At 67.2% G+C, this 21,270-nt stretch carries 23 protein-coding genes; 10 read left to right on the top strand and 13 right to left on the bottom strand.

Annotated features, from left to right (window positions below; genetic code table 11):
* Positions 1–13 precede the first annotated feature (13 nt).
* The 7 genes from sufB to IEW01_RS07530 all read left to right on the top strand — a co-directional run bounded on the left by sufB (position 14) and on the right by IEW01_RS07530 (position 6,119).
* Positions 14–1,549: a Fe-S cluster assembly protein SufB gene (sufB, locus tag IEW01_RS07560; RefSeq protein ID WP_188527007.1), complete on the top strand. Its 1,536-nt coding sequence runs from the start codon at positions 14–16 to the stop codon at positions 1,547–1,549.
* Positions 1,549–1,698: a hypothetical protein gene (locus IEW01_RS07555; protein WP_188527006.1), complete on the top strand. Its 150-nt coding sequence runs from the start codon at positions 1,549–1,551 to the stop codon at positions 1,696–1,698. The genes sufB and IEW01_RS07555 overlap by 1 nt, the downstream gene beginning before the upstream one ends.
* A 66-nt stretch (positions 1,699–1,764) precedes the next feature.
* Positions 1,765–2,520 (top strand): Fe-S cluster assembly ATPase SufC, encoded by a 756-nt coding sequence (gene sufC, locus IEW01_RS07550; RefSeq protein ID WP_188527005.1) that lies wholly within the window; start codon positions 1,765–1,767, stop codon positions 2,518–2,520.
* Entirely contained in the window at positions 2,520–3,821 is a 1,302-nt protein-coding gene (locus IEW01_RS07545; RefSeq protein ID WP_188527004.1) for a SufB/SufD family protein, read from the top strand. Before sufC ends, IEW01_RS07545 begins: the two co-directional genes overlap by 1 nt.
* Positions 3,822–3,823: 2 nt before the next feature.
* Positions 3,824–4,303 (top strand): YIP1 family protein, encoded by a 480-nt coding sequence (locus tag IEW01_RS07540; protein WP_188527003.1) that lies wholly within the window; start codon positions 3,824–3,826, stop codon positions 4,301–4,303.
* Positions 4,300–4,899, top strand: a complete 600-nt coding sequence (locus IEW01_RS07535; protein WP_188527002.1) for a YIP1 family protein — start codon at positions 4,300–4,302, stop codon at positions 4,897–4,899. The genes IEW01_RS07540 and IEW01_RS07535 overlap by 4 nt, the downstream gene beginning before the upstream one ends.
* Positions 4,899–6,119: a cysteine desulfurase gene (locus IEW01_RS07530; protein WP_188527001.1), complete on the top strand. Its 1,221-nt coding sequence runs from the start codon at positions 4,899–4,901 to the stop codon at positions 6,117–6,119. The genes IEW01_RS07535 and IEW01_RS07530 overlap by 1 nt, the downstream gene beginning before the upstream one ends.
* A 58-nt stretch (positions 6,120–6,177) precedes the next feature.
* On the opposite strand, the gene IEW01_RS07525 is transcribed toward IEW01_RS07530, so the two are convergent.
* From IEW01_RS07525 to guaA, 11 genes are all read right to left on the bottom strand, one after another.
* Positions 6,178–6,753, bottom strand: a complete 576-nt coding sequence (locus IEW01_RS07525; protein ID WP_188527000.1) for a CDP-alcohol phosphatidyltransferase family protein — start codon at positions 6,751–6,753, stop codon at positions 6,178–6,180.
* Between the two features lie 2 nt (positions 6,754–6,755).
* The gene (locus IEW01_RS07520; RefSeq protein ID WP_188526999.1) at positions 6,756–7,385 is read right to left on the bottom strand and encodes a TetR/AcrR family transcriptional regulator; all 630 of its coding nucleotides are present in this window, start codon (positions 7,383–7,385) and stop codon (positions 6,756–6,758) included.
* 234 nt (positions 7,386–7,619) lie between these two features.
* The gene (gene ppk2, locus IEW01_RS07515) at positions 7,620–8,489 is read right to left on the bottom strand and encodes a polyphosphate kinase 2 (protein ID WP_188526998.1); all 870 of its coding nucleotides are present in this window, start codon (positions 8,487–8,489) and stop codon (positions 7,620–7,622) included.
* Positions 8,490–8,519: 30 nt separating this feature from the next.
* On the bottom strand, positions 8,520–9,467 hold the full coding sequence (locus IEW01_RS07510; RefSeq protein WP_188526997.1) for an alpha/beta fold hydrolase: 948 nt from the start codon (positions 9,465–9,467) through the stop codon (positions 8,520–8,522).
* Between the two features lie 25 nt (positions 9,468–9,492).
* Positions 9,493–10,431, bottom strand: a complete 939-nt coding sequence (locus IEW01_RS07505; protein ID WP_188526996.1) for a homoserine O-succinyltransferase — start codon at positions 10,429–10,431, stop codon at positions 9,493–9,495.
* A gap of 46 nt (positions 10,432–10,477) precedes the next feature.
* Positions 10,478–11,338, bottom strand: a complete 861-nt coding sequence (locus IEW01_RS07500) for an ATPase (protein ID WP_188526995.1) — start codon at positions 11,336–11,338, stop codon at positions 10,478–10,480.
* 50 nt (positions 11,339–11,388) lie between these two features.
* A complete protein-coding gene (locus tag IEW01_RS07495) occupies positions 11,389–12,291 on the bottom strand; it encodes a DMT family transporter (RefSeq protein ID WP_229738142.1) in 903 nt (300 codons plus the stop codon).
* A 65-nt stretch (positions 12,292–12,356) separates the two neighbouring features.
* Positions 12,357–13,217 carry a DMT family transporter gene (locus tag IEW01_RS07490; RefSeq protein ID WP_188526993.1) on the bottom strand — a complete coding sequence of 287 codons (861 nt, stop codon included), beginning with the start codon at positions 13,215–13,217 and terminating at the stop codon, positions 12,357–12,359.
* Positions 13,214–13,501: a putative quinol monooxygenase gene (locus IEW01_RS07485; RefSeq protein ID WP_188526992.1), complete on the bottom strand. Its 288-nt coding sequence runs from the start codon at positions 13,499–13,501 to the stop codon at positions 13,214–13,216. Before IEW01_RS07485 ends, IEW01_RS07490 begins: the two co-directional genes overlap by 4 nt.
* Positions 13,498–14,304 (bottom strand): FkbM family methyltransferase, encoded by an 807-nt coding sequence (locus tag IEW01_RS07480; protein WP_188526991.1) that lies wholly within the window; start codon positions 14,302–14,304, stop codon positions 13,498–13,500. Before IEW01_RS07480 ends, IEW01_RS07485 begins: the two co-directional genes overlap by 4 nt.
* Before the next feature lie 47 nt (positions 14,305–14,351).
* Positions 14,352–15,908: a glutamine-hydrolyzing GMP synthase gene (guaA, locus tag IEW01_RS07475; RefSeq protein ID WP_188526990.1), complete on the bottom strand. Its 1,557-nt coding sequence runs from the start codon at positions 15,906–15,908 to the stop codon at positions 14,352–14,354.
* A 434-nt stretch (positions 15,909–16,342) separates the two neighbouring features.
* Between guaA and IEW01_RS07470 the strand changes: the two genes are divergently transcribed.
* Positions 16,343–17,890 carry a trimethylamine methyltransferase family protein gene (locus tag IEW01_RS07470; protein ID WP_188526989.1) on the top strand — a complete coding sequence of 516 codons (1,548 nt, stop codon included), beginning with the start codon at positions 16,343–16,345 and terminating at the stop codon, positions 17,888–17,890.
* A gap of 5 nt (positions 17,891–17,895) precedes the next feature.
* On the opposite strand, the gene IEW01_RS07465 is transcribed toward IEW01_RS07470, so the two are convergent.
* Positions 17,896–18,189 carry a DUF6477 family protein gene (locus IEW01_RS07465; RefSeq protein WP_188526988.1) on the bottom strand — a complete coding sequence of 98 codons (294 nt, stop codon included), beginning with the start codon at positions 18,187–18,189 and terminating at the stop codon, positions 17,896–17,898.
* Between the two features lie 240 nt (positions 18,190–18,429).
* Between IEW01_RS07465 and IEW01_RS07460 the strand changes: the two genes are divergently transcribed.
* Positions 18,430–19,542 carry a DUF6456 domain-containing protein gene (locus tag IEW01_RS07460; protein WP_188526987.1) on the top strand — a complete coding sequence of 371 codons (1,113 nt, stop codon included), beginning with the start codon at positions 18,430–18,432 and terminating at the stop codon, positions 19,540–19,542.
* Here the strand turns inward: IEW01_RS07460 and IEW01_RS07455 are convergent.
* A complete protein-coding gene (locus IEW01_RS07455) occupies positions 19,536–19,904 on the bottom strand; it encodes a hypothetical protein (RefSeq protein ID WP_188526986.1) in 369 nt (122 codons plus the stop codon). The genes IEW01_RS07460 and IEW01_RS07455 overlap by 7 nt on opposite strands.
* Positions 19,905–20,128: 224 nt before the next feature.
* Between IEW01_RS07455 and IEW01_RS07450 the strand changes: the two genes are divergently transcribed.
* Positions 20,129–21,172: a sensor histidine kinase gene (locus tag IEW01_RS07450; protein WP_188526985.1), complete on the top strand. Its 1,044-nt coding sequence runs from the start codon at positions 20,129–20,131 to the stop codon at positions 21,170–21,172.
* The last annotated feature ends 98 nt before the right edge of the window (positions 21,173–21,270 follow it).

Below are 21,270 nucleotides of genomic sequence, written 5' to 3'. Positions count from 1 at the left end.
GGAGAGGCGAGACATGGCTGGGATTGACGACGTGGTCATCAAGGAAGGTGTCGAGGAGGATACCGTCGAGGCCGTTCGCTCGCTGGGCGAGAAATACAAGTACGGCTGGGAAACCGATATCGAGATGGATTACGCCCCCAAGGGCTTGACCGAGGATATCGTGCGGCTGATCAGCCGGAAGAACGAAGAGCCGGAATGGATGACCGATTGGCGCCTCCAGGCTTACCGGCGCTGGCTGGAGATGAAAGAGCCCGAATGGGCGATGGTCGACTACCCCGAGATCGACTTCCAGGACCAGTATTACTACGCCCGCCCGAAGAGCATGGAGACCAAGCCCCAGTCGCTCGACGATGTCGATCCGAAGCTGCTCGCGACTTACGAAAAACTCGGTATCCCTCTGAAAGAACAGATGATTCTCGCCGGTGTCGAGGGGGCCGACGAGGTGCCCGCCGACGGCGCGAATTCCGATCGCAAGGTTGCCGTCGACGCGGTGTTCGACAGCGTTTCCGTCGGCACGACCTTCAAGAAGGAACTCGAGCAGGCCGGGGTGATCTTCTGCTCGATCTCGGAAGCGATCCGCGAGCACCCCGAGCTGGTGAAGAAATACCTCGGCTCGGTCGTGCCGCAGTCCGACAACTTCTATGCCACGCTCAACTCGGCGGTGTTTTCCGACGGGTCGTTCGTCTATATCCCGCCCGGCGTGCGCTGCCCGATGGAGCTTTCGACCTATTTCCGGATCAACGCCGAAAACACCGGCCAGTTCGAGCGCACCCTCATCATCGCCGACAAGGGCTCCTTCGTCTCCTACCTCGAAGGCTGCACCGCGCCGCAGCGCGACAAGGCCCAGCTTCACGCCGCGGTGGTCGAGATCGTCATCCTCGAAGACGCCGAGGTGAAGTATTCCACCGTTCAGAACTGGTTCCCCGGCGACGAGAACGGCAAGGGCGGCATCTACAACTTCGTCACCAAGCGCGCCGATTGCCGCGGCGACCGCGCCAAGGTGATGTGGACGCAGGTGGAAACCGGCTCGGCGGTGACGTGGAAATACCCTTCCTGCGTGCTGCGCGGCGACGACAGCCAGGGCGAGTTCTATTCCATCGCGATCACCAACAACCACCAGCAGGCCGATACCGGCACCAAGATGGTGCACCTCGGCAAGAACACGAAGAGCCGGATCGTCTCCAAGGGCATCTCGGCGGGGGTGGCGCAAAACACCTATCGCGGGCTCGTCTCGATGCACCCCAAGGCCACCAACAGCCGCAACTACACCCAGTGCGACAGCCTTCTGATCGGCGGCACCTGCGGCGCGCATACCGTGCCCTACATCGAGGTGAAGAACAACTCGAGCCGGGTGGAACACGAGGCGACGACCTCGCGGGTCGACGAAGACCAGATGTTCTACTGCCGCAGCCGCGGCATGGACGAGGAAGAGGCGGTGGCGCTCATCGTCAACGGCTTCGCCCGCGAGGTGCTGCAGGCGCTGCCGATGGAATTCGCCATGGAAGCGCAGCAACTGGTGGCGATCTCGCTTGAAGGGAGTGTGGGCTGATGTTGGCGATCTGGACAAGCATCGTGTTCCTGGTGGCCGCCCTGGCCACGGCGATGACGCTGGGCTGGCGCCGCCACGTCGCGCGCCCCGAGCCGGTGCGCGCCGAGATAGAAGGGCCGACCTGTTACCCGAAAGTGCGCCGGCGCTGAGGCGCGAACCCGCGTCGCCCGGCAACGAACAACCGGCCTCCGGCCGCGCAAAGACAAGGTATGAACATGCTGAAAATCAATAACCTGCACGTCAAACTTGAAGAAGAAGACAAGGCGATCCTGAAGGGCGTCGACCTCGAGGTGCCCGATGGCGCGGTTCACGCGATCATGGGGCCGAACGGCTCGGGCAAGTCGACGCTGTCTTACGTGCTCTCCGGCCGTGACGGCTACGTGGTGACCGATGGCTCCGCCTCGCTCGACGGCGCCGACTTGCTCGACATGGAGCCCGAGGAACGCGCGGCGGCGGGGCTGTTTCTCGCGTTTCAATACCCGGTCGAGATCCCCGGCGTCGGCAACATGACCTTCCTGCGCACCGCGCTCAACGCGCAGCGCACGGCGCGCGGGCAGGAGGAAATGAGCGCCGCCGACTTCCTCAAGCTGGTGCGCGAGAAGGCCAAGACGCTCAAGATCGACGCCGACATGCTCAAGCGCCCGGTCAACATGGGTTTTTCGGGCGGCGAGAAGAAGCGCAACGAGATCCTGCAGATGGCGCTTCTCGAGCCGAAGATGTGCATCCTCGACGAAACCGATTCCGGTCTCGACGTGGACGCGATGAAGCTGGTGTCCGACGGGGTGAACGCGCTGCGTGACGCCGGCCGCAGCTTCCTCGTCATCACCCATTACCAGCGCCTGCTCGACCATATCGTGCCCGACGTGGTGCACATCATGTCCAATGGCCGCATCATCAAGACCGGCGGGCCGGATCTCGCGCTCGAGGTCGAGCACAACGGCTACGCCGACATCCTTTCGGAGACGGCATGATGGCGGCGGTGGCTCAACCCAAGCTCGACGCACTGTCCGAACGGCTCGCGGGCCACGCGCTGCCCGAGGGCGGCAAGTGGGCGACGGAGACGCGCAAGGCGGCGCTGGCCCGGCTCGAAGCGATGGGCCTGCCGGCCCCGCGCGACGAATACTGGCGCTTCACCCGGCCGACGACGCTCAACGCCCCCGATCCGCTGCCCGCGGCGGTGTTCGACCATGGCGGCGAGGCGCCGGTGTTCGGCCAGATCGACCGGCTGAAGATCGTCTTCGTCGACGGCGTGTTCGATGCCGAGGCCTCCGACCCGCTCGAATTGGCCGGGATCGAGATCGAGCGGCTGGAAGAGGCCGCCGGTGCCGATATCCACTGGGCGCGCGATCTCTACGGCGTGCTCGAGACCAGCGGGCAGAGCCCGGTCGAGCGCCCCTTTGCCGCGCTCAACACCGCGTTCGCGCGCGAGGGCCTGGTGATCCGCGTCACCGGCAAGGCCGCGCGCCCGGTCAACCTGATCTACCGTCACGGCGACGAAACCTCTGACGGGCTGGTGCACCACGTGGTCCGGCTCGAACCGGGGGCCGACCTGACGCTGCTCGAAAACGGCCCCTCGGCCGCCCGGCTCAACCAGGTGCTCGAAGTGGAGGTCGGCGACGGCGCGGCCTTTCACCACGTCCGCACCCAGGGGCGTGACCACGAGCGACAGGCGATCACCCATATCTTCGCCCGGCTCGGGCGCGAAAGCACCTTCAAGAGCTTCACCCTCACCGTGAACGGCCGGCTCACCCGCAACGAATGCGTGGTGGAGATGCGCGGCGACGACGCGTTGGCCCATATCGCGGGCGCCGCGATGGGCGACGGCGCGCGCGCCCCGTTCCACCATGACGATACCGTGTTCGTCACCCATGACGCGCTGCGCTGCGAAAGCCGCCAGGTGTTCAAGAAGGTGCTGCGCAATGGCGCCGTCGGCGTGTTCCAGGGCAAGATCCTGGTCAAACCCGGCGCGCAGAAGACCGACGGCTACCAGAAATCGCAATCGCTGCTGCTCGACGAAGACAGCCAGTTCCTGGCCAAGCCCGAGCTCGAGATCTACGCCGACGACGTGGCCTGCAGCCACGGCTCGACCTCCGGCGCGATCGACGAGGAGGGGCTGTTCTATCTTCGCTCGCGCGGTGTGCCGGAGCCGGAAGCGACCGACCTGCTGGTGCTCGCCTTCCTCGCCGATGCCATCGCCGAGATCGAGGACGGGGCCGTTGCCGAAGACATCACCGGCCGGCTCGAGGCCTGGCTGCGAAGGCGGCGCGGCTGAGGGTGGGCGTCGCCAGCGACATCCTGCGCGCTTACGTGGCGCCGCGCGCGGTGTTCGAAGCCCGCGTCGGCACGACCCCGCGTGAAGACCGCGCGCTCGCGGTTCTGATGGCGGCCTGCCTCCTGATCTTCGTTGCGCAATGGCCCCGGCTGCAGCGCGAGGCGTTCGAGACCGGGCAGGAGTTCCAGATGCTGGCCGGGGGCGCGCTGCTGGGCTGGCTCTTCATCGTGCCGCTCGTGGCCTACGCGCTGGGAAGCCTGAGCCACCTCGCCGCCCGCGCAATAGGCGGGCAGGGGAGCGGCTACGGCGCGCGCTTCGCGCTGTTCTGGGCGCTGCTGGTTGCCAGCCCGCTGTGGTTGCTGTGGGGCCTCGTCGCGGGCTTCATCGGCCCCGGTGCGCAGCTGACCGTGACCGGCGTGGTTGCACTCGCCGCCTTCGTGGTGCACTGGTCGCTCAACCTGTGGACGGTGGAGCGGTCATGAAACTCGAGTGGGGCTATCTCTTTGGCATGGCGTTGCAGACCGTGCCGGAACCGCGCAAGGTGGCGCGCGACGTGCAGAACCTCGATCTGTCGCGGGCGGTGCTTTGGCAGATCCTGGCACTGATCCTGGTGGTCACCACCATCCTCGGGGTGATCGCCTCGGTCCTGTTTCCCACCGATCCCGAAGCCTTCGGCGGCTTGTTCGCCAACCCCCTTGTCACCGGCATTGCCCAGGCGTCGATCTCGGTGCTCACGGTCTTCGGCATCTACTGGGTGGGCCGGATGGCCGGCGGCACCGGCAGCTTCGACCAGGCCATGCTCACGGTGATCTGGCTGCATTTCGTGCTTCTGAACATCGAGATCGGAATCCTCGTGCTGGGCCTCTTCGCGCCGGGGCTGGCGATGCTGCTCTGGGTGATCGGGCTGGTGCTGACGTTCTGGATCCTGAGCCATTTCATCGCCGAGATGCATGGCTTCAACAACGCCGGCATGGTGTTCGTCGGCATCCTTCTGACCATGTTCGCGGCGATGGTGGTGTTTTCCATCGTGCTGGCGATCATCGGTGTGGGCGTGCCGACCGAGACGGGAGAGTTCTGATGTATGACATCGACAAGGTCCGCGGCGATTTCCCGATCCTCGCCCGCGAGGTCAACGGCAAGCCGCTGGTCTACCTCGACAACGGCGCCTCGGCGCAGAAGCCGCGCGCGGTGATCGAGGCGGTGACGAAGGCCTATTCGGAAGAATACGCCAATGTTCACCGGGGCTTGCACTACCTCTCGAACCTCGCCACCGACAAGTACGAGGCGGTGCGCGGGATTATGGCGCGCTTCCTCGGCGCGGGCTCGGAGGAGGAGATCGTCTTCACCTCGGGCACCACCGAGGCGATCAACCTCGTGGCCTATGGTTGGGCGATGCCGCGCATGGGCGAGGGCGACGAGATCGTGCTCAGCGTGGCCGAACACCACGCCAACATCGTGCCGTGGCACTTCCTGCGCGAACGCCAGGGGGTGAAGCTGGTCTGGGTCGAGACCGAGCCCGACGGCTCGCTCGACGCCGAGAAGGTGATCGCCGCGATCACCCCGCGCACCAAGCTCGTGGCGGTCACCCACGTGTCGAACGTGCTGGGCACGGTGGTCGACGTGAAGCGGATCACCGAGGGCGCGCAGGCGCAGGGCGTGCCGGTGCTGGTCGACGGCAGCCAGGGCGCGGTGCACATGCCCGTCGACGTGCAGGAGATCGGCTGCGACTTCTACCCGGTGACGGGCCACAAGCTCTACGGCCCCTCGGGTTCCGGCGCGATCTACATCAAGCGCGAACGTATGGCCGAGATGCGCCCCTTCATGGGGGGCGGCGACATGATCCGCGAGGTCTCACGCGAGGCGGTGAGCTACAACGATCCGCCGATGATGTTCGAGGCCGGCACCCCTGGCATCGTGCAGACCATCGGCCTCGGCGTGGCGCTCGAGTACCTGATGGAGCTCGGCATGGACAATGTCGCCGCGCACGAGGCGCGGCTGGCGAGCTATGCCCGCGAACGGTTCAAGGAGATGAACTGGCTCAACGTGCAGGGCGATGCGCCGGGCAAGGCCGCGATCTTCTCGATGACGATCGAAGGCGCCGGCCACGCCCATGACATCTCCACCATCCTCGACCAGAAGGGCATCGCCGTGCGCGCGGGCCACCACTGCGCCCATCCGCTGATGACCCATCTCGGCCTCACCGCCACCGCGCGGGCGAGCTTCGGCCTCTACAACACCACCGAGGAGGTCGACAAGCTCGTCGAGGGGCTGGAACTGGCCCACCGTCTGCTGGGCTAGGCGGACGCCGCCGCGCGGCGGCGTGCCACGCGATCGCGCGATCGCTTGCGCACGTGGCTCAGCGGCGCGCGCGCAGCACCCACCAGAGCCCCTTGAGATCGGTGCGGAACCGGTCGATCACCAGCGCCACCGCGATGATCTCCAGCGCCGCCAGCGTGGCGAGGCTCATCGACAGCGCATAGGCCCAGGGCAGGAAATCGTAGAGAAACACCGCGATGAAGAAGGCGGTGAGCGCGAGGTCGGCCAGCTTGAACGAGTAGAGGTGGAAGGCGGGCAGCCGGCCGAACTTCACCAGGCTCACCGCCGTCGCGACGCCGAGCGCCGCGAGGAACATCAGCAGCCAGCCCGGCGACTCGAGGAAGGGCGCGCGCTCGAAGACCCAGACCCCCACAAGCCCCGCCCCCAGCGTGAGACTGTCGGCCAGCGAATCAAGACGGGCGCCGAGCCGGCTCTCCTGCTTCCAGCGCCGGGCGAGGAAGCCGTCGGCCGCGTCGGTGGCGAGGCTGACCAGCATGAGCACCGCGAATAACCCGCGATGGCCCGAAAGCGCGGCCCAGACGATCACCGGAGCGGCCAGCAGCCGGTAGAACGAGAGCGCGTTCACAAGGGTGGTGACGGGCGGGCGCGGAACCATTCTCAGGCGTCGGGCCGGATCAACCCCAGCCCCCTGAGATAGATCCCGATCCCGCTTTCGAGCAGGTCCTCGGGCGGGAACGGCGATGTCCGGCCCGGCGCACCGCGTCCGAACAGCTCGACCACGCCATGCGCCAGCGCCCAGATATGCGCCGAGACCATGCGGGCGGGCGGGCGCTTCTCGTCCGGCAACTCCGCCATCAATTCGCCCGCGGCTTTCTCCAGCACACCAAGGGCGCGGCCGGCCACGATCGCGAGATCGGGGTCGCGGTTCACCGAGATCCCGCTTTCGAACATCGCCACGTAGTGCCCCGGAAAGCGCCGGGCGAAGGCGAGATAGGCCCGCCCGGTGGCCTCCAGCGAGGCCAGCGGCGAGGGCCGGCCGGTTTCATAGGCATGTTCCAGCAGGTCGGCGAAAACCTCGAAACCCTGCCGCGCCGCCTCGGCGATCAGGTCTTCCCGGCCGGCGAAATGGCGGTAGACCGCGGCGGGCGTCACCCCGGCCGCCTTCGCGGCTTCGGAGAGCGTGAAGCCGGTGGGGCCCTTCTCCTCGATCAGCGCCAGCGCCGCTTCCACCAGCGCCTGACGCAGGTTGCCGTGATGGTAGCCGCGTTTCTTGGGGCCGGCAGCCATTACCACCACCCCCCCGGTTCGGCGGCTGTCCTGTCCGACCAGGCGCACTGGCGCGGGAATGGCGGTTCCATTTCAAGCCATTGCAGCGCGGTCAGGCGCAACTTCTGACGCCCCCGAAGGGCGCGGAGACGTGCACGCGCTTTGCCTGCGAAGGGGGCCACGCTCTGCCGCGCGTCGAACACGCCCTGCGCGCCATGTTCCGCGCTGAAGGCGTGTTGGGAATGGCGCCGCGCGCTAATCATTCCAGATGCCCGGCCCGCCCGCGATCAGCGGATCCGGCGGGGTGGCGACGTCGGCATCCTTGCCGGCAAAGTCGATCCCCGACAGCACGGTTTCGATCGCGGCGAGGCGGGCGCGATACTTGTCGTCGGCACGGATCACCGTCCAGGGCGCGCGCAGCCGGTGGCTCTGGGCGAAGGTCTCGCGGATCGCCGCGCTGTAGGCGTCCCAGCGGTTCAGCCCCTCAACATCGATCCACGACAGTTTCCACTGCTTGAGCGGGTCTCTTTCGCGGGCGAGGAAACGGCGCAACTGCTCGGCGCGGCTGACGTTGAGCCAGATCTTGAAGAAGTGGATACCCTCGTCGGCGAGCATGTCTTCGAACTCGGGCAATTGCCGGAAGAAGGCGGCGCGCGCATCGTCGGTGCAAAAGTCGAACACCTTTTCGACCACGCCGCGGTTATACCACGACCGATCGAACAGCACGATCTCTCCGGCGGTGGGCAACTGGCGGATGTAGCGCTGGAAATACCACTCGCCCGCCTCGCGGTCGGAGGGTTTGGGCAGCGCCACAACGCGGGCGACACGGGGGTTGAGGTTCTCGCGGAAGCGCTTGATCGCGCCGCCCTTGCCGGCCGCGTCGCGGCCCTCGAACACCACCACGACGCGCTTGCCGCTTGCCTTCACGTCGGCCTGCAGCTTGACGAGCTGACGCTGGAGCGCCTCTAGGCGGTCCTTGTAGTCGTCCTTCTTCAGCCAGCGGTCATAGGGGAAAGCCTCGGTGATGATGTCCTTCTTCTCGCCCTCGGCAATGGCCTCGCGCACGTGCTCCGGCGCGGTTTCGGCGTAGAAGCGCGAGATCGCGCCGTCGAAGGGTAACGTCATGCCTGCCTCCTTGTTTGCCCCAATGTAATGCTATTTCACATTGGCGCGCAATGCGGCGCGATCGATGGCGGCGATCACATCGTCTTGCGCCACGTGGTGCGGCATGTGGCCGATGCCGGGCAGGGTGGTCAGCCGCGCCCCGGGGTGGCGGTGGGCGAGCTGGACGGCGTGCAGTTCGTGGCTCACCACCGGGTCGGCGTCGCCGTGGATCACCTCGATCGGAACCTCGATCTCCGTCCAGCGCGGCGAAAGCGTCTCGATCTCGCCCGGCAACACGCGGCGCTGCATCGCGTTGATGCGCATCTGGCCCCGGCGCAGGGTCAGGTCCGGGCCGAAATGCGCGACGTAGCCGGGCGGCACCGGTTGCGGCGCGAAGACCTTGGCGATCTGGCCGGCGATCAGCGCGCGCGGCACGAAGGCGGTGAGCGCGGGGATGACGAGCGCGCGCCCGAGCGGGTGCGAAAGCACGGTGTAGAAAGCGCCGAGCCCGGTGGGCCAGGGGTAGGCCACGCCCGACACCGTCACCAGCGCGGCGAGCGTGCCCGGCAGGGTCAGGCCCCAGGCCAGCGCGACGGCGCCGCCGTAGGACTGGCCGAGCACGATCGGCCGCTCCGCCCCGAGCCGCGCAACCGCCGCCTGCAGGAGCCGGGCCTGCGCGTCCAGCCGGTGCCCCTCCGGGTGCGGATCGGACCATCCGAGCCCGGGGCGATCGACCACGAACACGCGGTATCGCTCCGCCAGTCGGCCGGCGAGCCGAAAGGTGAAATCGCGCGTATTGCCGGAGGCGCCATGGATCAGGACGAGATCGGGGCCGGCCTCGCCGAGCACCGCGACGTGAACCCGGGCGCCCTCGATCTCGACGTCAACGCCCTCCGGCGGCGTGAACCGGGCCGCCCGCGCCTCGCGCCGCGCGGCGAGCACCTGGGTGGCGCCGCCCAGCCCGGCAAGGGCGATCAACGCGGTGCTGGCGATACTCATGCAGGCCCTTCGCTCCGCCCAGGTCTCACCCGCGCCGGTCCTCGGTCACCGTGCCGATCCTGTCGACCTCGAACGGCGTGGTGAGATACATCTCGGCGATCCAGTTGCCGTAGAGCAGGTGGGCGTGGCTTTTCCAGCGGTTCTGCGGCGGCTTCGAGGGATCGTCGTCGGGGTAGTAGTTCATCGGCACGTTGATCGCCACGCCCTTGGCCACGTCGCGGTCATACTCGTTCTTCAGCGTGTCGCTGTCGTATTCGAAATGGTTGAAGATGTAGAGCGCGTGGTGGGCCGGGTCTTCCACCAGGCAGGCGCCGGTTTCGGGCGAGCCGAGCAGCGGCACCAGCCCGGGGTGGGCGTCGATGTCTTCCTGCTTGACCTCGGTCCAGCGGCTCACCGGGATGACAAAATTGTCGGAAAACCCGCGCAGGAACGGCGAGGTCGGAGCGAGGTTGCGCTGCGGGTAGCAGCCGAAGGCCTTTTTCTCGAGCATGTGCTTGGGGATGCCGTGGAAATGGTAGAGCATCGCCATGCCACCCCAGCAGACGCCGAAGGTGGAATGCACGTTGGTCTGGGTCCAGTCCATGATCTCGCGCATCTCGTCCCAGTAGGTGACCTCCTCGTAATCGAGGTGCTCGATCGGCGCGCCGGTGATGATCAAGCCGTCGAACTTCTGGTCCTTGATCTCCTGGAACGGCAGGTAATGCGCGCCGATATGGGCCTGGCTGGTGGTTTTCGAGATGTGCTCGGTCGGGCGCACCAGCGTCAGCTCCACCTGCAGCGGCGAGGCGGCGATGAGGCGGGCGAACTGGGTTTCCGTCTCGATCTTCTTCGGCATGAGGTTGAGCAGCGCGATCCGCATCGGGCGGATTTCCTGCTTCTCGGCCTGCTCCTCGCGCATCATCATGATGCCTTCCTCGCGCAGGGTGTTGTAGGCGGGAAGCGTGGCGGGGATCTTGATCGGCATGCGTTGTGTCCTCGGCTTGCGGGATCGGGCGGAAATGGGCTCTTGGTCAGCGCGCCTCAAGGGCGCGGGCAACGAGCTCGGTGAAGTCTTCGGCGGTCTTGACCCGGGCCACCTCGTCGGCGCAGACCTTCACGCCCCAGTGGTCCGCCATGGCGGCGTAGCGCGGCTGGCGATGGGCCAGGGCGCGGGCGTAGGTGGCGCGGATGAAGTCGTCGGGGTCAACCTTGTCGGGCCGCACGTCATGCGAGGCAAGGTAATCGTCCCAGGCGGCTTCGAGGAAGGCGGGCTGGTAATACATCGGCTTGGGCGCCTTGGCGAAGCGGCGGATCAACTCCTCGGTATGGGCCTCACTTCCCTCGATCCAGATCATAAGGTGATGCGCCGAAAGCTCGGTGAGCACCGGATCGGCCGGGTCTTCGGGATCGACCACTTCGCAGATCGAACCCGAGGTGTCGCAGACGAAATTGGAGTAGCCGTAGATCTCGCGCGCGCGGTCGATGAAGCGGGTGGTGTCGAGCATCGCCGCCACCTCGGCTTCGCGGTGCAGCGCCTGGCGCGCCATATATTCGTCGAACGCCAACCCGCCCTTGGCCGGATCGCCCGGCTTGCCGAGATAGGTGGAGAGCGGCGCGAGATTGTCGAAGGTGATGTTGGAGGCGATATAGACGCTGTCGGTCAGCAGCAGCTCGCGCAGGAACGGGTTTTTCATCGCCTCGCGCTTGAAGTTGTCGGCGATGTGCTCGCCCATGTAGCGCGTGCCGATGCGGTAATCGACCGAGTAGTGAAACCAGCCGCCCGAGTCGCGCAGCAGGTTGGCAAGGTAGGTCTTGCCCAGCCCCGACATGCCGAACAACAGCACCCGTTTCTCGCCCGCCGCGCGCCAGTTCTCGGCGCTTTCGTAGATCATCCCCGCCTCCATGCCTTTGCGCGCCTGAGTAGCGGGCGGGCGCGAGGTGGTCAAACCCTTCCGGGCGCGCGGCGTCGCAGCAGCCGGCCCTCGATCAGGATCAGCCCCAGCGCGATCAGGCCGAAGCCGGCGTAGGCGGACAGCGGCAGGGCCTCGGCGCGGACCACGGCGCCGAGCGAGACGGCGACGGGCACGATCAGGAGCGTCACCAGCATGGTGTTGCCGGCCCCGGCGGTGCGGATGAGCTGATAATAGATCAGGTAGGCAAGCGCGGTGACCACGCCGGCGTAATAGCCGATCGCTGCCAGGGTCGGGCCGGGCAGGGCGAGCGGCAGCGGCCCCGATACGAGCCAGGACAGCGGCAGCAGGGTCAGCGCGGAGGCGGTGAGCATCCCGAGCGCCGCCACCTCCGGGCGCAGATGCCCGAGATGCCGGCGCGCCCAAACCGACGAGAGCGCGTAGGACAACGTCGAGGCGAGCATGGCCAGTTGCGCCAGCGAGCGCGGGTCGATCCCCGAGAGCGCCGCCGGACCGATCACCACGACGATGCCGGCGAACCCGAGCGCGACCCCGGCGGCCCGGCCCGGGCGCAGCCGCTCGTCGGCGAGAAAGATCGCCGCCACCAGCGGGCCGAAGATCGCCGTGGTCGCGTTGAGAATTCCGGCGAGGCCCGACTCGATGGTGGTCTGGGCGAAGGCTTGAAGCGCGAAGGGCACCGCGTTGTTGCCAAGGCCCATGAGGAACAGCGCCCCCAGCGTGCGCGCATCGCGCGGCAGAGGGAACCGGCGCAGGAGCACGTATCCCCAAAGCAGCACCGCGGCCCAGAGCACCCGGTGGGTGACCACGTGCAGCGGGGCCATCACGTCGAGAAGTTCCGTCGTGGTCAGGAAGCTGGACCCCCAGATCAGCGACAGCGCCAGAAGCAGCGCCCAGGCGCGCGGGGAGAGAGCCATCTGTATCATGCGCAATGACTAGCCCGCGGCGCGCGCGGGCGCGACCCGGAACCTGCGGTTTCGCCTCATCGCCGCCGCGCCTCGACGCGCAGGTTGATCCAGTTCGCGGCGATGATCAGCGCGCCCCCGAGCAGCACCGCCGCCTCGAACCCCTCGTCGTAGAACACCCAGCCGATCACAGCGATCAGCGGCAGGCGGACGAAATCCACCGGCATCACCACGGCCGCCGGAGCGAGCCGAAGCGCCGAGGTCAGGCACAGATGCGCGAGCAGCCCCGCGAAGCCGATCAGCACCAGCCAGGGCAGGGCGGCGGCGGTCGGCGCGGCGAGGTCGCCGTCCCACCCGGCCATGACAAGGCCGAACACGGCCTGCATCGCGGTAAGCCAGAACAGGATGCTCAGCACGTTCTCGGTGCGGGTCAGCCGGCGGGTGAAGATCGCCGAGCCGGCAAAGCCGATCGCCGCCCCGGCGGCCGCGAGCACTCCCGGGGTAAGCGGCGCCGAAAACGGCTGGGTGACCACGAGGATACCGACGAATCCCACCAGCGCGGCCAGCGCGCGGCTGCGGGTGATCGCCTCGTTGAGGAAGATCGGCGCGAGCACCAGCGCCCACAGCGGCGCGCTGAACTCGAGCGCGAAGACCTGCGCCAGCGGCACCACGGTGATCGCGTAGAACCACAGGTTCTGGCCGGTGAAATGGCTGATGTTGCGCACCAGGTGCAGCCCGAGATGCCGCCGCCCGATCCGCGCCGGCCCACCCCTGAAACCGATCACCACGATCATGATGAACAGCCCCACGAGCGAGCGGTAGAGCATGAGTTCGAAGGTGTCGTGATCGAGGCTGACGGCCCGCCCCGCCAACGCCATGGTGGTGAACGAGGCGATCGCCCCGGACATCCACAGCGCCGCGCGCATGGTCGGGGTCATGGGGTGATTTCTCGGGTTTCGTATGCGCGGGGCAGGCCTTGGCCGATCCGCCTCCGGTCGCTCGCCGCCGTTCGGGCCTGGTGCGCCTCGAAGGCGGCGCGGCTCTCGAACAACCCGGCGACCTTGTAGCATCCCGGCGCTTCCTGGTCGGGCGTCTCATGGAACGCAAGGCACCCCGCCTCGGCCCGGGTGAACAAGATACGCCCGGGCAGGGCAGCCGCGATAGCATCGGCCCGGCCGGCAGGCACATCGAAATGCCCGGTGAGGCTGAAGCGCGGCGTCATGTCGGCATGTCGGCATCGGGTCCGGGCCGCGATGCCAGCACATCGAAGTGCCGACCCTTGCCAATCTGCTGAAACCGCGTGAAACCCCGGGCCGTCAGGAATCCCTGCAGAGTATCAGGGCAGACCCATCTTTCGTCGACTTCATAGAAAACATCGGTGATATCTTCGAACACGTCACAGGCTGCGAGTTGCTCGATCACCACGCCTTCGTGACCCTCGACGTCGATCTTCGTCACGACCCGCGCATTCTGACGCGGAACAATCGCATTCAACACCTCGGCGTCTATCGTGGCGATGGCGACGGCTTTTCCGGCGCCGGAATCTTTCTGTTCCCCCCGGCGGAGCGTCGTGACACCTGAGTGGCCGGGCTTCATGACGACGTTGATGCTTCCCACGCTGTCGGAGATCGCCTTCCGGATGAGCGTAATGCCGCGGCACTTGTTGAGCGCGATATTGCGGTCGAACGTCCCGGCCACGTCGTCGACGGGTTCGAAGGCATAGACGTGGCGGCAATTCTGATTGCGCGATGCGAGGATCGAATAGAGCCCCTGATTCGCACCTATATCGACAAAAACGAAAGGTTCGTCGATCCTTTCAATGAGGTCGGCAAGAAACCGTCCGTAGGCGCCGCGCACATAGAGCTCGAACGTCTTGTCGCCCCAGCGTGGCGATAGATCGATACCATAGGCCGATTTGACGACTTTCGGGGGCATGAGCCGGTGCCAGCGGCGACGCAGCCGTTTCCCGATGCCCGCTGCACCCTCTGTTCGAAGCACGTTGGCGACCCTGCGGAGGCTGCTCATAGGCTTCTCCTTCGGTAAAGACTTCTTGGCGCCGCCGTCAGGCCCGCTTATTCCCACTCGATCGTGCCCGGCGGCTTCGAGGTGATATCGTAGGTGACCCGGTTGATCCCCGGCACCTCGTTGATGATCCGGGTGGCGGTTTCGCCGAGGAACTCGTGGCTGAACGGGTAGTAATCCGCCGTCATCCCGTCGACGGAGGTCACCGCCCGCAGCGCACAGGCGTAATCGTAGGTGCGCCCGTCGCCCATCACGCCCACGGTGCGCACCGGCAGGATCGCCACGAAGGCCTGCCAGATCTCGTCGTAGAGCCCGTGCTTGCGGATCTGGTCGATGTAGACGGCATCGGCCTTGCGCAGGATCTCGAGCTTCTCGCGGGTGATCTCGCCGGGGCAGCGGATCGCGAGGCCGGGGCCGGGGAAGGGATGGCGGCCGATGAAACTCGCAGGCAGCCCCAGCTCGTGGCCGAGCGCGCGCACCTCGTCCTTGAACAGCTCGCGCAGGGGCTCGACCAGTTTCAGCCCCATCTTCTCGGGCAGACCGCCGACGTTGTGGTGGCTCTTGATCGTCACGCTCGGCCCGCCGGAGAAGCTCACGCTCTCGATCACGTCGGGGTAGAGGGTGCCCTGGGCGAGAAACGCGGCGCCCTCGATCTCGCTGGCGTATTTCTGGAACACGTCGACAAACAGCCGGCCGATGATCTTGCGCTTGGTCTCGGGGTCGCTCACGCCGTCCAGCTCGCCGAGGAACAACTCGGCCTCGTCGGCATGGATCAGCTTCATGTTGTAGTGATCGCGGAACATCCGCACCACGTCCTCGGCCTCGTTCTGCCGGAGCAAACCGTGGTCGACGAAAACGCAGGTGAGCTGGTCGCCGATCGCTTCGTGCAACAGCACCGCCGTTACCGAGGAATCGACGCCGCCGGAGAGGCCGCAGATCACGTGGGCGTCGCCCACCTGCGCGCGGATCGCGCGGATCGCTTCCTCCTTGTAGGCGTCCATCGTCCAGTCGCCGGTGAAGCCGGCGAGGCGGACGAAGTTCTCGTAGAAGGTCTTGCCGTTCGGGGTGTGGTGCACCTCGGGGTGGAACTGCACCGCGAAGAAGCGCCGGTCGAGATCGGCGGTGATCGCGAACGGGGCGTTCGGCGAGGTGCCGTAGACCTCGAAGCCGGGCGCGATGGCGCTCACGTGGTCGCCGTGGCTCATCCAGACCTGCTCGCGGCCCTCGAGGAACCAGCCGAACAACAGGTCGATCTCGCCGTTCTTCGGCGCAACGTAGGCCCGCCCGAACTCGGCGGTGCCGTGGCCGCGCTCGACCTTGCCGCCGAGGTCGGCCATCATCACCTGCTGGCCATAGCAGATCCCGAGGATCGGCACGCCGAGATCGTAGACCGATTGCGGCGGACGGGGCGAGCCTTCGTCGATCACCGAGGCCGGACCGCCGGAGAAGATCACCGCTTTCGGGGCGAAGTCCTCGAGGAAGGCGTCGGTGACGTTCTGGTAGGGATGGATTTCGCAGTAGACGTTGAGCTCGCGAAGGCGGCGGGCAATGAGCTGCGTCACCTGGGAGCCGAAGTCGATGATGAGGAGGCGATCATGCTGGGTCATGAGCGCTGATTAGGGCCGTGCGCGGCGCGTGGCAAGGGTGGAAGGGGGGCTGTCCGCCCCCCTCGCGCTGACGCGCTCACCCCCCGAAGGTATTTTTCGACCCAAGAAGCAACGAAACCTTAACCTCGACGGGCCATTCTGGCGCCGCGGTACAGGCTGAGGAGCCGATGGCCGTGACCCGAGAAGCCCCCCGTGCCCCGGCGCGGGGGGTGTCTTCTCGGCCCAGGTCTTCTTGGGTCCGGAAATACCTTCGGGGGGGTGAATGGCGCAGCCAGAGGGGGGCGGACAGACCCCCTTGCCCCGCCCGCCGCAGGCGCACCGGCCTGGTCATTGCTGCCCCCATGTCGTTTTCGCGCCCAAGATGCCGCAATCCCGCCGCACCGACGGGGCGCGTCGGGGTTATGTTTTCCCGACAGGCACGGGGAGAGTGAGCCATGACCGACACCGCAGCAGCACGCAAGCGGACACGAGGCGGCGGAGGGGCCGCGCGGCGGGCCGAGCGCACCTCCAAGCGGATCGACGGCACGCCGCCGATCCTGCGCCGCATCCCCGATCTGCCGATCCTCGACGAGGCCGCGCTCGAGATCATCGAGCACAACGCCGAGACGATTCTGGAGGAGATCGGCGTGGTCTTCACCGAGAACCCCGCCGCGCTCGAGCGCTGGCGGCAGGCCGGGGCCGACGTGCGCGGCGAGCGGGTGCACATCCCGCGCGGTCTGGCCCGCAAGCTCTGCGCCACGGCACCCTCGAGCTTCACCCAGGTCGCGCGCAACCCGGCGAAATCGGTCGAGATCGGGGGCAGGGGGCTGGTGCTCGCCCCGGTCTACGGACCGCCCTTCGTGCGCGATATCGATGGCGGGCGGCGCTACGCCACCATGGCCGATTTCGAAACCTTCGTGCGCCTCGGACAGATGTCGAAATGGCTGCACCATTCCGGCGGCACGGTCTGCGAGCCCACCGACGTGGCGGTGAACAAGCGCCACCTCGACATGCTGTTCGCCCACATGACGCTCAGCGACAAGCCCTACATGGGCTCGGTCACCGAGCCTTCGCGCGCCGCCGACAGCGTGGCGATGTCGAAGATCCTGTTCGGCGAGGATTTCGTCGACCAGAACACGGTGATGGTGAGCCTGATCAACATCAATTCGCCGCTCACCTTCGACGCCACCATGATGGGCGCGCTCGAGGTCTACGCCGCGGCGAACCAGGCCTGCATCATCTCGCCCTTCATCGTCGGCGGCGCGATGGCGCCGGTGAGCGTGGCGGGCACGCTGACCCAGGTGCTTGCGGAAGTGATGGCCGGGGTGGCCTATTCCCAGCTCGTGCGCCCCGGCGCGCCGGTGATCATGGGCGCCTTCGTCACCTCGATCGACATGAACTCGGGCGCGCCCACCTTCGGCACACCGGAAGCCAGCCAGATCACCTATGGTGCGGGCCAGCTCGCGCGCCGGCTCGGGTTGCCCTACCGTTCCGCCGGCGGCTTCACCGGCTCGAAACTGCCCGACGCGCAGGCCGGTTACGAATCGGCGAACTCGCTCAACATGGGCTTGCTCGCCGGGGTGAACTTCATGCTGCACGCCTGCGGCTGGCTCGAAGGCGGATTGGTGGCGAGCTTCGAGAAGTTCGTGATGGACGCCGATCAGCTGGGCACGCTGCACAAGATGGCCGCCGGCGTGGTCGTCGACGAAGAGGCGCAGGCGATGGACGCGATCCGCGAGGTGGGGCCGGGCGGCCACTACCTCGGCTGCGCCCATACCCAAGCCAATTTCAAGAGCGCGTTCTGGCGCTCCGACCTGCTCGATTATCGCCCCTACGAGACCTGGTACGAGGACGGGGCGCCCGACACGATGACGCTGGCCTCGGCGCGGGTGGCGAAGCTTCTCGCTGACTACGAAGAGCCGGCGATCGACCCGGGGATCCGCGAGGCGCTCAGGGCTTACGTCGAGGAGAAGAAGGCCTCGATGCCCGACAGTTTCAGCTGAGCGGTTCAGGCTTCGTGGCCGGGCCGGGGCAGCAGCCGCGCCTCGGCCATCAGGGCGATCAGGATCTCGACGTGGCGGGCCGGCGAATAGGCGGCCACGCCCTGTTTGCGGCGCGTCTCCATCTCGGCTTCCGCCCGCAGAAGCCGGTCGACGGCGATGCGCGGGCCGGGGGCTGCCGGCAGATGCATGAGGCGCTTGAGGTCGCGCTCGCGGTTGTAGTCGGCCAGTCCGAACCGGGCGGCGCGGATCAGCAGGCGTGGGCGGCGGAGCGCGGCGAGGAGGGCGGTGACATCGGTCATGGCTGGTCCTTTCTCGTTGATTCGCCTCATATTGCACAACCTGAGCGGGTGTTGCGGGCAACCGCCCTCCACCGTGCGCCGGCTTGATCCGCCCTTAGGACATTGGCCCCAGTCTCGGTTGGATCGTCTGCGGTTAACGTATCGGTAACCATTATCGGCTTAAGGAAAGATGAGCACTCGCCTTTAGGTTGTGTGGCAGCACAGCGCGAGGCGCGCGCCCAGCAGGGGGATGGACAGGGCATGGCGAACGCGACGCGTGCGCTCCGTTGGGACGGATTGCCGAACTGGCTGCCACGGCCGGTGCGGCTCTATCTTGCCCACACCGAGGGCGGCGAGAGCATTCGTGCCCTTGCCCGCGCCGCGGGATGCCATCCCTCCACCGTGCTGAGACAGGTCCGCCGAACCGAAACCCTGCGCGACGACCCGCTCACGGACACCGCGCTGGCCCGGCTGGGCCGACAGTGGCGGACCTGGGCGGGGGCAGTTTCACGCCCGTTCCCAGCACAGGATCACAGCCCCATGCCCGAATTCGACCCGATCGACGACGAGACGCTCGCCCGCGACATGCTGCGCGCCCTGAAGGCGCTGCTCGAGCCGCGCACGCTGATGGTGATCGCGCAAGGGGTCGAGGATGCGGTGGTGGTTCACAATGCCGGCGGCGACCGGCCGGTGCGGCGGGCGGTGGTGGGCCGGCCGGTCGCCGAGGCGCTGGTTCTGCGCGAGTTGATCGCGGGCGAACCCTCGGGGCGGATCGCGCGGTACACGATCACCGCGGCGGGCCGGGCCGAAGCCATCCGCCGGATCGCGGAGGCCGAATCGCGCCGCGCCGCGGGCACCGGGCTGGCGGAAGACGCCGATGCCGCTCCGGTGCCGCGCCCCCAGGCCCGGCGCCGCGCCGAACCCCGCAAGCGGGCCGTGGGCGCCGACGCGCCGCTGCACGTGCTCGCCCGCCGCCGCAGGACCGACGGCAGCGCCTTCCTGCCGCCCGAGCTGATCGCCGCCGCGCTGAAGTTTCGCGAGAGTTACGAACTGGCTCGCATCGGCGGCGGCCTCACCCGCGATTGGGGCCGGCTGGTGTCCGGGCGCACCGCATCCGGCCGGGTTGTCAACGGCGCCGGCCCGACCCGCCGGCTCGAAGCCGAGCAAAGCCTCGCCGCCGCGATTCGCGCGCTCGGGCCCGACCTTGCCGAGAGCGTGCTGCTCGCGGTCTGCCATGAGCGGGGCATGGAGGAGATCGAGGACCAGCTCGATTTTCCGGCCCGGTCGGGCAAGATCGTGCTTCGGATCGCGCTGCGCACGCTGCATCGGCACTATGCCGAGCACGGCTCCGGAGATGACGACCTGATCTACTGATCTGGGTCGCCCTGCACCGGGTTGGGGCCGGGCCGGTCGGTGACGATGATGTCGAAATCCAGACCCGGGCAGATCGCGGCGATCTCGCGCCTGACCAGCGCCGGATCGGGCAGGAAGCGGACCACCGCCCGCAACCGGCCGCGGTAGCCGGTCTCGCGCAAGGCGATCGCGACATCGAAACAATCAAAGCCCTCGTCCATGAGCGGGGTCAGGATCAGGTCGGGGCGGAGCGCGGTGAAACTCTCGCTGCGGATCTGGTCGAACGCGACGAAGACGGGATCGCGCGCATCGTCATGCCGCCACGCGCCGGGCAGGGCATCGCCGATGATCACGACCCGCGTTCTGGCAGCTGGTTCCGCCATTGTGAAGTTGCCTGCGTGGTTGCTCTGGCTTGGTGTTCTTCGCCCTTGGGTCATCGGTCCTGTCGCGGGTGTCTGCTCTTTGTGCCACATTCATCGCACTACAATCAGAAAGCGACATTGATGTGGAACAAGTATCGCAAAAGTGAAGCAGACGGCCGCCTTTCATTCGAGGCTTTACAGCCCCCCGAACCGAGGCGATGGTCTGCCCGAGTTTGGAGCCAGCGATGACCACACCGTCCGATATCGTCCCCGCGATCCCGATCCCTTGCGCCCATGTCGACGCCGAGGGGCGGATCATGGCGTTGAACGAGGGGCTCGCCGCGCTGTTCGGCGCCGATTGCCTCGGGAGGCATTACATCACGGTCTTCCGCCAGCCGACGCTGATCGACCGGATCGAGGTCGCCAGCCGGGAATCACGCCGCACCGTGGGCGAATTCATCGGCCGGGCCGCCGGGCGCGACACCACGCACAAGGTGACGATTTCGCCGATCGGGGGCGCCGCCGAGGGGCAGGGGGCGGGGCTGCTGGTCTTCTTCGAAGACGTCACCCACCTGGCCGAAGCCGGCGAGCGGCGCTCGGAATTCGTCGCCAATGTCAGCCACGAACTGCGCACGCCGCTGACCGCGATCGCCGGTTTCATCGAGACCCTGCGCGGCCCGGCGCGCGACGATGCCGAGGCGCGCGACCGGTTTCTCGAGATCATGGCGCGCGAAACCGGGCGGATGAACCGGCTGGTCGACGATCTCCTGTCGCTCGCGCGGGTCGAGGATGTCGAGCGGATGCGGCCGGAAGCGGATGTCGACGTGGCCGCATTGCTCAACCGTGCCGTCACCGGCCTTGCCCCGCAGGCCGCGCAACGCGCGGTGCGGCTCTCGGTCATTGGCTGCGACACCGTGGCCATGGCCCCGGGCGATCCCGATCAGCTCACCCAGGTTTTCACCAACCTGATCGAGAACTCGATCAAGTATGGCCGCGAGGCCGGTCAGGTCGAGGTCAGGCTCGAGCGGCTCGAGCACGCGCAGCTGTTGCGCGGTCCGGGCCTGCGGATCGTCGTGCGCGACGAGGGCGAAGGGATCGACGCGCGCCACCTTGGCCGGCTCACCGAACGCTTCTACCGGGTCGACAGCCACCGCTCGCGCGGTATGGGCGGCACCGGTCTTGGCCTGGCCATCGTCAAGCATATCGTCAATCGTCACCGCGGCCGCTTGCGGATCGAGAGCGAGCCGGGCCAGGGCAGCACTTTCTCGGTCTTCCTTCCGACGGGGTGACAGGCGCGGCGCACCGGGGGATTGCAACATGGGCCACGTATTGCGCATAATCAGTATTATGTAATATTTGGACGGTAGTCGTTTGGACGGTAGTCGGA

The sequence above is a fragment of the Sinisalibacter lacisalsi genome (assembly GCF_014640115.1).
Classification (GTDB): Bacteria; Pseudomonadota; Alphaproteobacteria; order Rhodobacterales; family Rhodobacteraceae; genus Sinisalibacter; species Sinisalibacter lacisalsi.
Note: the sequence above shows the minus strand (reverse complement) of the source record. Positions and strands in the feature narration are given on the sequence as shown.

Bases quoted from the DNA above. Each gene is read 5' to 3' on its own strand.
- IEW01_RS07450 (WP_188526985.1), top strand. From the start codon at position 20,129: ATGACCACACCGTCCGATATCGTCCCCGCGATCCCGATCCCTTGCGCC.
- sufB (WP_188527007.1), top strand. From the start codon at position 14: ATGGCTGGGATTGACGACGTGGTCATCAAGGAAGGTGTCGAGGAGGAT.
- IEW01_RS07545 (WP_188527004.1), top strand. From the start codon at position 2,520: ATGGCGGCGGTGGCTCAACCCAAGCTCGACGCACTGTCCGAACGGCTC.
- IEW01_RS07460 (WP_188526987.1), top strand. From the start codon at position 18,430: ATGGCGAACGCGACGCGTGCGCTCCGTTGGGACGGATTGCCGAACTGG.
- ppk2 (WP_188526998.1), bottom strand. From the start codon at position 8,489: ATGACGTTACCCTTCGACGGCGCGATCTCGCGCTTCTACGCCGAAACC.
- IEW01_RS07535 (WP_188527002.1), top strand. From the start codon at position 4,300: ATGAAACTCGAGTGGGGCTATCTCTTTGGCATGGCGTTGCAGACCGTG.
- sufC (WP_188527005.1), top strand. From the start codon at position 1,765: ATGCTGAAAATCAATAACCTGCACGTCAAACTTGAAGAAGAAGACAAG.
- IEW01_RS07455 (WP_188526986.1), bottom strand. From the start codon at position 19,904: ATGGCGGAACCAGCTGCCAGAACGCGGGTCGTGATCATCGGCGATGCC.
- IEW01_RS07480 (WP_188526991.1), bottom strand. From the start codon at position 14,304: ATGAGCAGCCTCCGCAGGGTCGCCAACGTGCTTCGAACAGAGGGTGCA.
- IEW01_RS07500 (WP_188526995.1), bottom strand. From the start codon at position 11,338: ATGATCTACGAAAGCGCCGAGAACTGGCGCGCGGCGGGCGAGAAACGG.
- IEW01_RS07555 (WP_188527006.1), top strand. From the start codon at position 1,549: ATGTTGGCGATCTGGACAAGCATCGTGTTCCTGGTGGCCGCCCTGGCC.
- IEW01_RS07520 (WP_188526999.1), bottom strand. From the start codon at position 7,385: ATGGCTGCCGGCCCCAAGAAACGCGGCTACCATCACGGCAACCTGCGT.
- IEW01_RS07505 (WP_188526996.1), bottom strand. From the start codon at position 10,431: ATGCCGATCAAGATCCCCGCCACGCTTCCCGCCTACAACACCCTGCGC.
- IEW01_RS07470 (WP_188526989.1), top strand. From the start codon at position 16,343: ATGACCGACACCGCAGCAGCACGCAAGCGGACACGAGGCGGCGGAGGG.
- IEW01_RS07525 (WP_188527000.1), bottom strand. From the start codon at position 6,753: ATGGTTCCGCGCCCGCCCGTCACCACCCTTGTGAACGCGCTCTCGTTC.
- IEW01_RS07495 (WP_229738142.1), bottom strand. From the start codon at position 12,291: ATGGCTCTCTCCCCGCGCGCCTGGGCGCTGCTTCTGGCGCTGTCGCTG.
- IEW01_RS07465 (WP_188526988.1), bottom strand. From the start codon at position 18,189: ATGACCGATGTCACCGCCCTCCTCGCCGCGCTCCGCCGCCCACGCCTG.
- IEW01_RS07490 (WP_188526993.1), bottom strand. From the start codon at position 13,217: ATGACCCCGACCATGCGCGCGGCGCTGTGGATGTCCGGGGCGATCGCC.
- IEW01_RS07485 (WP_188526992.1), bottom strand. From the start codon at position 13,501: ATGACGCCGCGCTTCAGCCTCACCGGGCATTTCGATGTGCCTGCCGGC.
- guaA (WP_188526990.1), bottom strand. From the start codon at position 15,908: ATGACCCAGCATGATCGCCTCCTCATCATCGACTTCGGCTCCCAGGTG.
- IEW01_RS07530 (WP_188527001.1), top strand. From the start codon at position 4,899: ATGTATGACATCGACAAGGTCCGCGGCGATTTCCCGATCCTCGCCCGC.
- IEW01_RS07510 (WP_188526997.1), bottom strand. From the start codon at position 9,467: ATGAGTATCGCCAGCACCGCGTTGATCGCCCTTGCCGGGCTGGGCGGC.